This is a genomic window from Entomomonas moraniae (assembly GCF_003991975.1).
Classification (GTDB): domain Bacteria; phylum Pseudomonadota; class Gammaproteobacteria; order Pseudomonadales; family Pseudomonadaceae; genus Entomomonas; species Entomomonas moraniae.
The window spans coordinates 2494582-2509334 of record NZ_CP029822.1; the positions used below are offsets into that span (position 1 = coordinate 2494582).

Below are 14753 nucleotides of genomic sequence, written 5' to 3' on the forward strand. Positions count from 1 at the left end.
CAAAAGAATTAGCTTCTAATCTCTAGATTCTGGTGGAGCCAAGGAGGATCGAACTCCTGACCTCCTGCGTGCAAAGCAGGCGCTCTCCCAGCTGAGCTATGGCCCATTCATTTGGTGGGTCTGGTAGGACTTGAACCTACGACCCCACGCTTATCAAGCGTGTGCTCTAACCAGCTGAGCTACAGACCCTAATCTGTCGACTTCTCAGGCCTTAGCCCAATCTTGTTCTCTTCAATATAAATCAAGTAATTCGTGTGGGTACTTGCAGTACCAGCTTTCGTTTAAGGAGGTGATCCAGCCGCAGGTTCCCCTACGGCTACCTTGTTACGACTTCACCCCAGTCATGAATCACTCCGTGGTAACCGGCCTCACGAGGTTAGCCTAGCTACTTCTGGAGCAACCCACTCCCATGGTGTGACGGGCGGTGTGTACAAGGCCCGGGAACGTATTCACCGCGACATTCTGATTCGCGATTACTAGCGATTCCGACTTCATGAAGTCGAGTTGCAGACTTCAATCCGGACTACGATTGGTTTTTTGAGATTAGCTCCACTTTACAGTTTGGCGACCCTCTGTACCAACCATTGTAGCACGTGTGTAGCCCTGGCCGTAAGGGCCATGATGACTTGACGTCATCCCCACCTTCCTCCGGTTTGTCACCGGCAGTCTCCTTAAAGTGCCCACCTTTACGTGCTGGTAACTAAGGATAAGGGTTGCGCTCGTTACGGGACTTAACCCAACATCTCACGACACGAGCTGACGACAGCCATGCAGCACCTGTGTTCCGATTCCCGAAGGCACTCTCGCATCTCTGCAAGATTCCGGACATGTCAAGGCCAGGTAAGGTTCTTCGCGTTGCGTCGAATTAAACCACATGCTCCACCGCTTGTGCGGGCCCCGTCAATTCATTTGAGTTTTAATCTTGCGACCGTACTCCCCAGGCGGTCAACTTAGTGCGTTAGCTACGCTACTAAAATCTCTAGGATTCCAACAGCTAGTTGACATCGTTTACAGCGTGGACTACCAGGGTATCTAATCCTGTTTGCTCCCACGCTTTCGCACCTCAGTGTCAGTATTAGTCCAGTTAGTCGCCTTCGCCACTGGTGTTCCTTCCTATATCTACGCATTTCACCGCTACACAGGAAATTCCACTAACCTCTACTATACTCTAGTCAATCAGTTTTGGATGCAGTTCCTAGGTTGAGCCCAGGGATTTCACATCCAACTTGATAAACCACCTACGCGCGCTTTACGCCCAGTAATTCCGATTAACGCTTGCACCCTTCGTATTACCGCGGCTGCTGGCACGAAGTTAGCCGGTGCTTATTCTGTTGGTAACGTCAAAGCAGAGTCGTTACTTCTGCCCTTCCTCCCAACTTAAAGTGCTTTACAATCCGAAGACCTTCTTCACACACGCGGCATGGCTGGATCAGGGTTTCCCCATTGTCCAATATTCCCCACTGCTGCCTCCCGTAGGAGTCTGGGCCGTGTCTCAGTCCCAGTGTGGCTGATCATCCTCTCAGACCAGCTACAGATCGTCGCCTTGGTGGGCCTTTACCCCACCAACTAGCTAATCTGATCTAGGCTCATCCAATAGCGGTACAATAAAGCACCTTTCCCCCGTAGGGCGTATGCGGTATTAGCGCGAGTTTCCCCGCGTTGTCCCCCACTACTGGGCAGATTCCTAGACTTTACTCACCCGTCCGCCGCTCGTCAGCAGGAGCAAGCTCCCCTGTTACCGCTCGACTTGCATGTGTTAGGCCTGCCGCCAGCGTTCAATCTGAGCCATGATCAAACTCTTCAGTTTTAAATCTTTTGCTTCATAAGAAGCGAAAACGGCTCAGTAATTAATCGAAAACTCTATTCTATGACGAGTATTTCGTATTACTGATATCTTGTACCAGTACTACAAACACCCACACGATTTACTTGATTTATTTTGTTAAAGAACGGTTGTCTGCGTTTGCTTTCAACTTCAGACGAGGCGCGCATTCTACGCCTTTTTTTATCTTTGTCAACGTATCTTTAATCTTTTTTTTGATTTGTTTTTAACTTAAATCGAAAAAATTTTTACGTAGCAAGGACGAAACATTTTATAGATTTATTCAGCCTTGTCAACTGTTTTTTGTAAATCAACTCTCTTTTTAAAACTCAATAAATATTGTATTGGTCCTGAGACAGTATAAGCTAAGAAGATGCATAATAAGGCATAAGCAGGAGCTGTACCAATAACAGCAAATAATAATATGATGATAAGTATCGCTATGAATGGTACTCTGCCTTTCATATCAAATGTTTTAAAACTGTAATATTTTATATTGCTAACCATTAATAATCCAGATGCCGCTACTAGAGGTAACATCAAGTACACTAGATTTTCACCTGAAAATTCAAGCGTATTGAAAGACCATACACTACTTGCAACGACAGCGGCAGCTGAAGGACTAGCCAGTCCTATGAAGTAGCGCTTATCCACAGATCCTATTTGCACATTAAACCTAGCCAATCTTAATGCTGCACAAGCAACATAAATAAATGCTACCATCCACCCTATTTTTCCTGATGTTGATAATGACCATTGGAAGGCTAGTATTGCAGGAGCCAATCCAAAAGCTACCATATCAGATAAAGAATCATATTCTGCACCAAAAGCGCTTTGGGTATTAGTAAATCTGGCTACCCGCCCATCTAGCCCGTCCAGTATCATGGCAATGAAAATAGCAATGGCGCCATAGGTAAAGTAATCTCTAGCTACCTCTATACCCTCTTGACTTAATGCGACAGGGGCATACATTGCGCTAACAATCGAATAAAATCCTGCAAATAATGCAGCAGTAGTGAATAGATTTGGCAGCAAATACACACCTTTTCTAGGTATTTTTTGCCCTTTTTCATCAGAAACCTCTTCAATGTACTCATCAACCGGAATCGTTATTTTAGATGTCTCACTACTTTGTTCATTAGGTTGATCTGTCATAAAAATACTCCTTAAGCGTTATCATTTTTCTTAATACATATATCATAGAATATTTTCATAAATCATTTCTTAGATATAACTATTGTAATAAGTTATGCCAAACATTTTCAGTCATTATATATTAAATAAGTAAAAGTAAATATTTATGATTATCTTACTTAAAGATTATAAAAATATTCTGATTTTGAATAAGTGGAATTCTCTGACCTATTTTTACGTAACGATGTGTAAAACATGCAAAATAAATAACCTTATCCATCTCATTGTTAATTTTTATTTCTTTTCAAAAAATAAAAAACGCGGCTTATGCCGCGTTTTCAAAATTACTAATTAACTAGTTTTTAGATTTATCAACTAATTTGTTTGCAGCAATCCAAGGCATCATTGCGCGTAAACGTTCACCCACCTGTTCAATTGGATGCGCTGCCGTCAAGCGACGATGCGCAGTTAGCATTGGATAGCTGGTTGCCCCTTCAGCAACAAAAGCTTTTGCATAATTACCATTTTGAATATTCTTTAATGCTTCACGCATTGCCTTACGTGACTCTTCATTAATCACTTTAGCACCTGTGACATATTCACCAAACTCTGCATTATTAGAAATAGAGTAGTTCATTGTAGCGATACCACCCTCATACATTAAATCAACAATTAACTTCAACTCATGTAGACATTCAAAATATGCCATTTCTGGGGCATACCCTGCCTCAACTAATGTGTCAAAACCTGCCTTAACTAATTCTACGCAACCACCGCATAATACAGCTTGCTCACCAAAAAGGTCTGTTTCTGTTTCATCTTTAAATGTTGTTTCTATAATACCTGAACGACCACCACCTATACCGCTCGCATAGGATAAAGCAACATTTTTAGCATTACCTGATGCATCTTGATATACAGCTACTAAATCAGGAATACCACCACCTTTAACAAATTCCGAACGTACAGTGTGTCCAGGCGCTTTAGGAGCGATCATAATAACATCTAAATCTGGACGTGGTACGACTTGGTTATAGTGAATAGCAAAACCATGTGCAAAAGCTAATGTAGCACCTTTTTTTAGGTTGGGTTCTAACTCTTCTTTATAAAGTTGACTTTGAAACTCATCTGGAGTCAAGATCATTACCACATCTGCAGAAGCTACTGCATCTGGCACATCAGCAACTTTAAGCCCATGAGCTTCAGCTTTTGCTCTTGTTGCTGAGTGTTTACGTAAACCAACAACCACATCAACGCCAGAATCTTTTAAGTTACAAGCATGTGCATGGCCTTGAGAACCATAACCGATAATTGCTACTTTTTTGCCTTGGATAATTGAAAGGTCACAATCTTTATCATAAAAAACACGCATTTATATTTTCCTTTAAGTTTAAAATGTTAATAATTAACTTGTTAGATATATTAAAAAATAAATCTTTTCTGAACATTTATTTTAAATACTTAAAACTTTATCTGCTCTTGAGATTCCCGTTACACCAGTGCGAACTACCTCAACAATCGTCGACATTGTTCCAATAGCAGCGATAAAGTTATCCACTTTATTGCTATTTCCCGATAATTGTATCGTATATAAATTAGGAGTCACATCCACGATTTGACCTCTAAAAATATCGGCCGTTCGTTTTACTTCCGATCTTTGTGAGCCTAACGCTCTGACTTTGATTAATAGAAGCTCTCTCTCAATATGATCGCTTTCTGATAGATTGACTAATTTAACAACCTCAATTAACTTATTAAGGTTTTTAGTAATCTGCTCTATAACCTCTGGCTTATCTTGAGTTGTCAAGGTCAATCGAGACACTGTTGGATCTTCAGTTGCTGCTACTGTCAAACTTTCAATGTTGTAATTTCTCTGGGAGAATAAACCAATAACACGCGATAAAGCACCAGGTTCGTTCTCCATAAGTAAAGAGATTGTATGACGCATTTAGGTACGCTCCGTTTTACTTAACCACATATCGCGCATTGAACCATCACGAATTTGCATAGGATAAACATGTTCACTTGCATCTGTTTTGATATTCATAAACACAAGGCGATCTTTTAAAGAGAAAGCCTCTTGCATAGCGCCATGTAGCTGCGATGCATCCTCAACATTAATGCCTACATGCCCATAAGACTCAACCAATTTTTTAAAGTCTGGTAGTGATGTCATATAGGAATGAGAGTAACGGCTATTATATTGCATGTCTTGCCATTGTCTGACCATTCCCAAAACACCATTATTTAAGCAAATAATTTTAACTGGTAAATCATATTGCAAACAGGTAGAAAGCTCCTGAATATTCATCTGAATGCTACCTTCACCTGTTACACAAGCTACATTTGCATCAGGAAAACTTAACTTTATTCCCATAGCAGCGGGGAAACCAAACCCCATGGTTCCCAAACCGCCTGAGTTTATCCATCGGTTAGGCTTGTCAAAAAGATAGTGTTGTGCCGCAAACATTTGGTGCTGACCAACATCAGAGGTTATATATGTATCGCTATCTTTAGTTACGTCATAAAGCGTATTAATAACAAACTCTGGCTTTATGATACTTTGATCATCCTTATCATATGGGAATAACCCTTTACTACGCCATTCATTAATTTGTTTCCACCAATCAACTAATTGTTCTGGAGGCTTTTCCGAGGTAAGCTCATTCACTACAGCTATCATTTCGGATAAAACATTATCTACAGGCCCTACAATAGGGATATCTGCTTTAATTGTTTTCGAAATAGAAGCAGGATCAATATCAATGTGGATAATTTTTGCATTAGGGCAGAATTTTTTTATATCATTCGTAACTCGATCATCAAAACGCATTCCTACAGCAAGGATAACATCACTGTGGTGCATAGCCATATTAGTTGTGTAACTACCATGCATTCCCGGCATGCCAATGAATTGTTTGTCTGATCCAGGATAACCACCTAAGCCCATTAATGTATTAGCAACAGGTAAATTTAATTTACGAGCTAACTCAGTTATCTGTGCTGATGCAAAGCCTAAAACCACCCCACCACCTGAACAAACCACAGGTCTTTTTGCTGATAGCAATAACTCTGCAGCTTTACGAATCTGACCTGAGTGTCCACGCTGGACTGGATTATACGAGCGTAACCTCACATGCTTTGGAAAAACATATTCGAACTTTTCTGCAGGATTGCAAGTATCTTTAGGTATATCAACAACAACAGGCCCTGGTCTTCCCGATTCAGCAATATAAAAAGCCTTTCGCATAATTTCAGGAATTTCTGATGCATGCCTAACCATAAAGCTATGTTTTACGATAGGTCTTGAAACTCCCACCATGTCAACTTCTTGAAATGCATCAGAACCTATTAATGAAGTAGCTACCTGCCCAGAAATAACAACCATCGGGATAGAGTCCATAAATGCCGTAGCTATACCTGTAACGGCATTTGTAGCACCAGGACCAGAGGTAACAAATACGACACCCGCTTTACCCGTTGCACGAGCATATCCATCTGCCATATGGGTTGCTGCTTGCTCATGACGAACTAAAATATGTGTTAATTCTTTTTCTTTAAACAATGCATCATAAAGATGTAATAATGCGCCACCGGGATATCCGTATATATATTTTACACCTTCATCGCGTAAAAAACGAACAACCATTTCCGCGCCAGATAATAATTCCACGCTTGTTTACCTCGTTAAGCCATTACTCACTAAATTTAGGTATATAAGTCCTTCACTAGCAAAACATGCACGAAAAAATCGCCGACTATATCAGCTGCTAGCTAATAAACTTAAGAAAACTCATTGTGGCGAGTTTTCTAACCCGAAGCGAGGTAACGCATTATGGGTAAACTAAAGTCGGCGCTGGTAAGCGCCATGTTACTAACTCTGTTATTTCTAAACTAACAATAATTAGTGCTCTGGCTATTATTGTTGTAGTTAATGGATCATAAGTCAAGCGCTATTAGCCCCACAGGGAAAAATTCGCTATAAAAATCCAAGACCAACCAAAAAAACATGCCATTTTAAAATAAAATCGCAATAAAAAGAAATTTTTTAATTTATTTTACCAAGCTAATGTATACTCTCAGAATAAAACACTAACTTAATTAAATTTTTACGTTAAAAGCAATACTATAACTCTTTCTGTTGCTTAGTAATCTTGGCAGTTTTCTTTAATCTTACTTTGCAAGTCATTAATTTTGGTGGATAGCTCTTCAGAAGTCAAACGCCTTACCACACCATCTACATTTACCTTAGCTCGTGGATAGTTGGTATAAGTAGCTAGATCTTTTCGCATACTCTCACAAACTACTTTCAACTGCGCGCCATCCTGAGCTGCTTTTTCTTGAGCTGCCTGATTATAAGCTGCTTGTTTATCATCAACTTCTTTCTTATCTACCTGATTATCTTTAACTTGCTCTTTTTGATTTTCTTGTTTTGCTTTTTCTTCTGCTCGAAGTCTAGCAGCTAATGACGCTGTTGTTTCCTCTTTAGCCTCTGGCTTTTTAACATTAGCCTCAACTACCGCTGGAGGTTTTGAACTGTAATGAACTTGACCATTGGAGTCTACCCAACGGTAGGTTGATTGTGCAATAGCTGAAAAAGAAAGAACCAGTAAACTTGATATCAATAAAATAGTATATTTCATATATACTCCTTTTTTAAACATTAATTGTAACGGACATTACTCATTCTTAGAACAAAATATACTACGTAACGTCAATAAATAATTAAGAATTTTCAGTACTTCTAGTAGCCACTATTATATAATATTGTTACGAATAAATAATAGGATAACGCCTGATTTATTTTAATTTAAATTAAATACAGCTTATTATGGGATGGGGATTATAAAATATATGGCTATAAGTTTAAGGCAAAATAAATATTTTTTTGCACTCATATTTTGCTACTCTTGTTGTGTTATAGCTACTCCTACAATCTATCAGCATATAGACAAAAATGGTGTTATTACCTACACTGACCAAGCACTTCCAGGCTCAAAAACTGTTGAATTCAATGATGAAATTATTGAACACATTGAGAATCAAGTACACTTAAACATCGTAAAGCATGAGGGTGGAGAAACATTAAAGATAAAAAATGATCTTTATGCTCCTGTTGAAATTAAATTGAAGCTGGAAGAGTTAACCAATGTTGTCGGCGCGACTAATAAAGAATTACACTGGATCCTACCTGCTAGAAAGGAAATACGCTTGGTAACACTAGCTCCTTATGATAAGTCAAAGCCTATGCACTATAAACCTGTACTTTCTTACGCATTAGGAGACCCCAGACTTAGACCAGAACCCTACAGATATCCATTGCCTTGGAGAGGAGGCCCATTTTATCAATCACAAGGGCCTTCAGGAAAATTCAGCCACAATGGTCCCAAAGGGCGCTATGCAAGAGATATTAGTATGCCTGAAGGAACACCTATTATTGCAGCACGCTCAGGGATCGCCATAAAAGTCGAAAATAGCCAAACCGACAAAGGAGATAACCCTGCTGGAAACTTCATTCGTATCCTACATAGCGATGGAACAATGAGTGTCTACTTACACCTTAAAAGAGGCTCTATTTCCCCGAAAGAGGGAGATAAAGTCAAAGTCGGGGACTTTATCGCCTTATCAGGAAATACTGGCCGTAGTACAGGCCCTCATTTACACTTCGTCATCCAGCGTAACACAGGTATGTCCGTAATATCCATTCCCTACGAATTTACCCAACCAGTTACTAGCAAAACTATCTATATGGAGGATAGCAAATAATCATCTACGCTATATCATTTATGAAGATTACTTTCTTCAAGTTTCGTTACTTTAGCCAATAAAATTCTTGGACCTTTCATTTTTTTTACTGTAATGCTTAATCCTTCTGTTTCAAGCACTTCCTCCTCTTGAGGAACCCGACTAAGTGTCTCATAAATTAAACCCGCCATAGTCTCAGCAGAAACATGGTCAAGATCAACACCTAATAAACGCTCAATCTTGAAAAGAGGTGTATCTCCTCTCACTAAGAGCTTTCCGGGTTGGAATGCTAAAACTCCACGCTCTGTTTTCCTGTGCTCATCCTGAATATCACCGACCAGCACCTCTAATACATCTTCCATCGTTAAGAAGCCAACCACTTTACCATCAGCCTCTTCAACCAAAGCAAAATGTACTCCGCCTTGTTTAAAATGCTCAAGCAAAGCGCCCAAAGGCATTCTTTTAGAAACTTTTTCAATAGGACGGGATAAGTCCTCAAGATCAAGCTTAAAGTCCATCGCTTCGCCATGAGCAGTAGCCAACTCTAATAGCAAATCTTTGATATGTAATATACTAATAAACTCAGCCGTCGCTACATCATAAATAGGATAGCGGCTATATTTATAACGTTTTACTATTTCTAAAACATCATCTAGAGAAGCAATCGACTCAATATAAATTAAATCTTCACGAGAGTTTGCCCAATCAACAACCTCTAATTCCGCCATCTCAACCACAGAGGCAAGAACTTGCATTTCACCACTTTGAGCATTACGAGCACCTTTTGAGTGTAAAATAAGCTTTAGCTCATCCCGTGTGTAGTAATGTTCATTATCATTTATCTCAGACTGACCTGCTATTCGCAAAATGGCATTAGCACTGTGATTAAGTAACCAAATGGCGGGATACATACTCCAATAAAACAAATACAATGGCACCGCAGTCCATAGTGAGAGCCTTTCTGGCTGTCTAATTGCCCAAGATTTCGGAGCTAATTCACCAACAACAATATGTAAGTATGAAATAACAAAGAAGGCTGTAAAAAAAGAAACACCTTTAATAACCTCTGGAGACTTAACATCCAATAGGTTTAAAAGTGGCGTAATAAGTTCCGCAAAAGCGGGTTCTCCTACCCAGCCTAATCCGAGCGAGGCTAAAGTAATCCCTAGCTGACATGCGGATAAATAAGCATCTAATTGGTTATGAACTTTTTTAAGGATACGCCCGCGCCAACCGTTCACCTTGGCCAAACTTTCTACGCGCGTCGCACGTAGTTTGACCATAGCAAACTCAGCGCCAACAAAGAAGCCATTAAGTAATACTAGGAAAAGGGCAAATAAAACTAATAAAATATCTGAGGAGTAAAAAAGCAAACTGTTCGTATCAGGGTCCATATTTTTTTAACTGTTATTAATGAAGCGTTATATCATGCAGTCTATTAACATTATGTGCAAGTATTCTGAGCAAATATTTATTATTGCACCATGTAATTTATGATTACCCCTATAAAAATAGCAAGCCCCGCCCAATGATTATGCAGAAAAGCATTAAAGCAACCCATAGGGTTTGAGTCAGTAGTTGACTTATATTCCCAAATAAAACATAACAGCGCAACAAGAATACCCATATAGAAATAAACATTAAAATTTAAATATAGCCCAACAACAATAAAACCAATTAAATTCACACTCTGTAAAATAAAAATGATTAATCGATCATTCTCCCCAAAAGCAATAGCTGTCGATTTTATACCTATTTTTAAATCATCCTCTCGGTCAGAAATCGCATAGTAAGTATCAAAACCTATCGTCCATGCAACATTAGCAAAGAAAAGAATCCATCCGTACCAAGGTAAAAAACCTTCTTGCGCTGTAAATGTCATCAAAATCCCCCATGAATACGCCGCACCTAGAACCACTTGAGGATAGTGAGTAAAACGCTTCATAAAAGGATAGGTTGCAGCAACAGCTACTGCACCAAATGACAAATAAATAGTTGCTAAATTAGTACACATAGCGAGCAAGAGGCAAATCAATAATAAAATAAAAAAGAATACAAAGGCCTCTTTTGAAGAGATTCGTTTTCCTGCCAAGGGTCTCGCTTTAGTACGCTCCACATGACCGTCAAAATCACGATCGGCAAAGTCATTAATAATACAACCAGCTGACCGCATTAATACAACACCTATAAAAAAAATAATAACATTTTTAATAGAAGGTTGACCTGCGCCTGCAATCCATAAAGCTGTCAAAGTAGGCCAGAGTAACAAATAAATACCTATCGGTTTCTCAAGTCGAATCAATTGCACAAAATCCCATGCTCTCGGATGTAATTTATCAGAAAAACTTTTTAGCCATTGAACATACATCTTTATACCTATCGATTTTATTATGTCATTTTCAATTCATTATTCTTTTAAAGAATGTAACTCTAATCCACCATCTGCTTTATGTAGAGCTCTTAACTGTTCGCTGAGTAGTTTAATATTCTTCTCTGTCCCGTCCAACTCTTTGACTAATTCAGGTGGCAAAAGCACTTTAATTTGGTCACGCAAAGATAACATCACTTCATCCAGTTGTTGCTGCTCAGCCAAACTATCTTTTGACAAGACAACAATTTCGCTAGGTAATGGCAGCCCATAACCATTTTTTAATAATCCTGCGGGGCGAGTTAAAAATGCGCTACGCTCGATAAGTTGCTGAATGCCTTGCTCTGCCTTTAGTAAATGCGGTTGCTTGTCAGAACTTGATACGGGCTTTAAATATCGCTCTTTTAGTATTTGATAAACTAATAGTGTCTGCCTACGTATAGCGGCTTGCTCTAATAATATCAGCGCAGCACTACTGCGTAAATCTGCCTGCTTAAAAATCTGTTGTCTTGATTGTGCAGAGCGCTGTAACCACTCTTCTACCGAGTTATCAGGAATAGGTAGCTTTTGTTTAATGACTTGAAACATCATTTCATAACGATCGCGGTAGGAATCAAAAAAGTAACCAAGCCTCATAGCCTCTTGTCTGTCTTTTAGTACAGATCCATCAGCAAGACCTCTCGACTCTAATAAACCTAACAAACCACTGGGGGTAAGCGTGTTGAGTGTTTTCAAACTCTGCAACTGCGTACCCGTTCGCAATAGCTTTAATGTTTCTACAGCACAGTTATTTGTTAAAAAATAGTAATTACCATCATAACTCCAATGAAGCTCTATAGCCTGCTCGACAAGAGATACAATCTGATCACGAGACAACTTTAAAGGGACAGACTCTAAAGGCCGCCACTCTAGCTTAGTATACTCATCGACAACTTGGTTTAGAGGTAAAATAAAAAGTCTTGAAGGATAATTTCCTGTCAACCCTTTGATGCTCGATATTTGCAAGTCATTTATAAATGCTCGATAAGATAATACCCGATGATACTCCAGATCTAAACGGCAATCTGGACCGCGCGGTCTATCTGGAGCACAAATGACTAGACGCAGCATACTATGCCCCCAACGACTCATCCAATCATTGTTGGCAGTGGCAAATAAATAATCTACTTCATAGACGCGCTCAGGATCGAGATGTTCCAATGGTGACTTATTAGGTTCATCATTAGCAAATAAATAGACATAATCTTGTGCACAAGACTGCTGTTGTGGCGGTTGCCAATCAAAGTGCTTTATAAACCAGCTATTTAGTCTTGGGCGGCGGCAAGCATAATCCTTATCTAATAAAAAATACTCCATATTGACGGCCATAAATTCTTTAGGATTAGTCAACTCATACTGGTCTGGCGTTCTATCGACACGGGTATTTTGGTTATCTCTTAACTCCCCCTCACCAATCAGCAACGGCCATCCCGCTAAATCTAAAAAATTTGCGTCATCACTGATTGTAAAATGTCGCCCTAAAAACCCTAGACAATAGCTAGGTAGCGCCTCAGTTCCTTGAGTTTTTGCTAATCGTTGACAATAATAAATTTGTGGCTTTTGTTGGGCAGTAAAAAAGCCACCATCATCATATAAATGTGATAACTCGTGAATAACAGTTGCTAACAACTCTTTACGTATTGTTTTATGAGGACGTCCGTTTTCAGTTTTCACGGCACTACCATCAACAAGAGAAGGTAATAGCTGTTTATTTAAGAGCAGTGCATAACGTCCATTTGTTCGACCATAAGCCTCAGAAGGTAAATTTTCTGACCACGTAACCACTACTTGATGAGAAAAACTATTGATAAAAGAGGGAGGAAGCATCGCACGCGCTTCATTGAGGAGCTGGTTAGATACTTGTATCTCTTGCTTCGATAGGTTTTTTTTATTGAGAGATAAAGAAAGCTCTGCAAAACAATAGCTACTATAAATAAAAATACTTATAGCAGCTAAACAATATTTAAAAATACTAATCACCTATATCGCTAATATCGCTTTTGCTAACTCTATATCTGACATATTTTTTGCTTGAGGATAATCTGCACGGATAATTTCAAATGCTTTTGTTAAATAAGGTCCTTGGATTTTTCCACCTGACCCAACATAAGCGGCTGCATCTTGCTTTGCTATCTCAACTAACTTAAATTTATCTCGAGTTGATGTAGTTGTATCTGAAGTAAAATCAAGGCTTCGACCAAATGCTCTGGTGGTAATATTTAAAACATCTTTTGTTTGATCAATAGCATAGGCATTAGATGTAATCAATAGTGTTGATAATGCTAACATTATATATAATAGTTTCTTCATCATTTTTTAATACTCTATTGAGCAAGTATAGCTTCTGCTAACTCGATATCGGTTATTTTCAAGTCTGGATACTGTGTACGTATCTTATTAATTGCTGCCTCAATATGAGCACCACGAATTTCTCCCTTAGTGGCAATAAAAGTTGCTGCATCGCCTTGAGCAGCAAGAATAATCTTGTCATTAGAGAAGCTAGAGCTAACCTGTTGAGTAGCATATAATGAACGTACAACAATATCCGTAGTGGATTCAAAAGCCAATGCAGGCAAAGTGCATATCGCACTCATTAGTCCCAATGTGGTTATCAAATATTTCATCACAGCCTTTCCTTCTAAACACTTTAATTACTATATAATTTGAACCATTATTTTACCTGATAATTATCCATTAAGATATTGTATAAATAGCATATTATCTAGGATCTGCATGTATTATTACATCAGATGATGGCCAACGCTCCTGTAATAATTTTCTTACCACAATACAATGACGGTGTGCTTCATCCAGTGTCATTGTTGAGGCAAGTTCAACATGTAGCTGGATAAACCATTGCGTTCCTGATTTACGTGTTTTTAAATCATGCACATTGATGACTTGTGGTATTGATTTAGCAATCTGTATCATTTCATCTGTTACTTTTTTTGGTAACTCCTTATCCATCAAAATCTCTACTGCCTCTTTTCCTACTTCCAAAGCACTCCAAAGAATATAAAAGCTAATTAATATACCAAAAATTGCATCAAAACCTTGCCAACCATATAGGCTGAGAAATAGTGCACATAAGATACTGATATTAACTAAAATATCAGTTTTATAATGTAATGAATCTGCTGTGATCGCTGTTGAACCTGTTTGTTTAATAACATGACGCTGAAAACTAACTAAAATCAACGTAACCATTAAAGAAAAGGCCATCACAACTATACCCCAATGAGTATTCTCTATTGCAACAGGATTAATTAAATGCTTGATACCTTCCCAACAGATGAAGAGCGCACTAATCAAGATAAAGACAGACTGAGCCAATCCGGCTAAAGCTTCCGCTTTCCCATGTCCAAAACGATGATTAAAATCGGCGGGCCTTAAAGCAATAGTAATCGCTATTAAATTGAGTAATGAAGCTAAACTATCTAATGCAGAATCTGCTAATCCTGCTAATAAGCTAACTGAACCACTAAACCACCAAACAACCGCCTTGATTAATAAAAGTACAATAGCAGTTGTAACAGAAGCTACCGCTGCCATTTTTATTAAAGTGGTTTGTTTTGTCGTTATCATGCGTTCTTCTCTTTAGAAATAATTACGATTAAATGCTAATGCTTCATTAATAAATGTTAC

General features: G+C 38.8%; 12 protein-coding genes, 1 tRNA gene and 1 rRNA gene. 1 reads left to right on the forward strand and 13 read right to left on the reverse strand.

Going from position 1 to position 14753, the window contains the following annotated elements:
• Nucleotides 1–112 precede the first annotated feature (112 nt).
• The 7 genes from DM558_RS11590 to DM558_RS11620 form a co-directional block, all read right to left on the reverse strand.
• Nucleotides 113–189: transfer RNA gene (locus tag DM558_RS11590), tRNA-Ile, on the reverse strand.
• Nucleotides 190–282: 93 nt separating this feature from the next.
• A 16S ribosomal RNA gene (locus DM558_RS11595) occupies nucleotides 283–1807 on the reverse strand.
• Nucleotides 1808–2101: 294 nt separating this feature from the next.
• On the reverse strand, nucleotides 2102–2977 hold the full coding sequence (pssA, locus tag DM558_RS11600) for a CDP-diacylglycerol--serine O-phosphatidyltransferase (protein WP_127164148.1): 876 nt from the start codon (nucleotides 2975–2977) through the stop codon (nucleotides 2102–2104).
• 334 nt (nucleotides 2978–3311) lie between these two features.
• Entirely contained in the window at nucleotides 3312–4328 is a 1017-nt protein-coding gene (gene ilvC, locus DM558_RS11605; protein ID WP_127164149.1) for a ketol-acid reductoisomerase, read from the reverse strand.
• 81 nt (nucleotides 4329–4409) lie between these two features.
• A complete protein-coding gene (gene ilvN, locus DM558_RS11610) occupies nucleotides 4410–4904 on the reverse strand; it encodes an acetolactate synthase small subunit (protein WP_127164150.1) in 495 nt (164 codons plus the stop codon).
• Nucleotides 4905–6629 (reverse strand): acetolactate synthase 3 large subunit, encoded by a 1725-nt coding sequence (locus tag DM558_RS11615; RefSeq protein ID WP_127164151.1) that lies wholly within the window; start codon nucleotides 6627–6629, stop codon nucleotides 4905–4907.
• A 472-nt stretch (nucleotides 6630–7101) separates the two neighbouring features.
• Nucleotides 7102–7599: a DUF4124 domain-containing protein gene (locus DM558_RS11620; RefSeq protein ID WP_164731455.1), complete on the reverse strand. Its 498-nt coding sequence runs from the start codon at nucleotides 7597–7599 to the stop codon at nucleotides 7102–7104.
• 211 nt (nucleotides 7600–7810) lie between these two features.
• On the opposite strand from DM558_RS11620, the gene DM558_RS11625 reads away from it, so the two are divergent.
• Nucleotides 7811–8722 carry a peptidoglycan DD-metalloendopeptidase family protein gene (locus tag DM558_RS11625; RefSeq protein WP_127164153.1) on the forward strand — a complete coding sequence of 304 codons (912 nt, stop codon included), beginning with the start codon at nucleotides 7811–7813 and terminating at the stop codon, nucleotides 8720–8722.
• 14 nt (nucleotides 8723–8736) lie between these two features.
• On the opposite strand, the gene DM558_RS11630 is transcribed toward DM558_RS11625, so the two are convergent.
• The 6 genes from DM558_RS11630 to DM558_RS11655 form a co-directional block, all read right to left on the reverse strand.
• The gene (locus DM558_RS11630; RefSeq protein ID WP_127164154.1) at nucleotides 8737–10095 is read right to left on the reverse strand and encodes a hemolysin family protein; all 1359 of its coding nucleotides are present in this window, start codon (nucleotides 10093–10095) and stop codon (nucleotides 8737–8739) included.
• 80 nt (nucleotides 10096–10175) lie between these two features.
• On the reverse strand, nucleotides 10176–11069 hold the full coding sequence (ubiA, locus tag DM558_RS11635; protein ID WP_127164155.1) for a 4-hydroxybenzoate octaprenyltransferase: 894 nt from the start codon (nucleotides 11067–11069) through the stop codon (nucleotides 10176–10178).
• Nucleotides 11070–11108: 39 nt separating this feature from the next.
• Nucleotides 11109–13088, reverse strand: coding sequence for a DUF7844 domain-containing protein (locus tag DM558_RS11640; RefSeq protein ID WP_407644290.1), 1980 nt, complete (start codon nucleotides 13086–13088; stop codon nucleotides 11109–11111).
• Complete coding sequence (locus tag DM558_RS11645) at nucleotides 13089–13421, reverse strand: DUF2388 domain-containing protein (protein WP_127164156.1); 333 nt, start codon at nucleotides 13419–13421, stop codon at nucleotides 13089–13091.
• Between the two features lie 11 nt (nucleotides 13422–13432).
• Nucleotides 13433–13732, reverse strand: coding sequence for a DUF2388 domain-containing protein (locus DM558_RS11650; RefSeq protein ID WP_127164157.1), 300 nt, complete (start codon nucleotides 13730–13732; stop codon nucleotides 13433–13435).
• A 94-nt stretch (nucleotides 13733–13826) separates the two neighbouring features.
• Nucleotides 13827–14693 carry a cation diffusion facilitator family transporter gene (locus DM558_RS11655; protein ID WP_127164158.1) on the reverse strand — a complete coding sequence of 289 codons (867 nt, stop codon included), beginning with the start codon at nucleotides 14691–14693 and terminating at the stop codon, nucleotides 13827–13829.
• Nucleotides 14694–14753: the final 60 nt, after the last annotated feature.

Coding starts and splice junctions, on each gene's coding strand:
- pssA (WP_127164148.1), bottom strand. CDS start 2,977: ATGACAGATCAACCTAATGAACAAAGTAGTGAGACATCTAAAATAACG.
- ilvC (WP_127164149.1), bottom strand. CDS start 4,328: ATGCGTGTTTTTTATGATAAAGATTGTGACCTTTCAATTATCCAAGGC.
- ilvN (WP_127164150.1), bottom strand. CDS start 4,904: ATGCGTCATACAATCTCTTTACTTATGGAGAACGAACCTGGTGCTTTA.
- DM558_RS11620 (WP_164731455.1), bottom strand. CDS start 7,599: ATGAAATATACTATTTTATTGATATCAAGTTTACTGGTTCTTTCTTTT.
- DM558_RS11625 (WP_127164153.1), top strand. CDS start 7,811: ATGGCTATAAGTTTAAGGCAAAATAAATATTTTTTTGCACTCATATTT.
- DM558_RS11630 (WP_127164154.1), bottom strand. CDS start 10,095: ATGGACCCTGATACGAACAGTTTGCTTTTTTACTCCTCAGATATTTTA.
- ubiA (WP_127164155.1), bottom strand. CDS start 11,069: ATGTATGTTCAATGGCTAAAAAGTTTTTCTGATAAATTACATCCGAGA.
- DM558_RS11645 (WP_127164156.1), bottom strand. CDS start 13,421: ATGATGAAGAAACTATTATATATAATGTTAGCATTATCAACACTATTG.
- DM558_RS11650 (WP_127164157.1), bottom strand. CDS start 13,732: ATGAAATATTTGATAACCACATTGGGACTAATGAGTGCGATATGCACT.
- DM558_RS11655 (WP_127164158.1), bottom strand. CDS start 14,693: ATGATAACGACAAAACAAACCACTTTAATAAAAATGGCAGCGGTAGCT.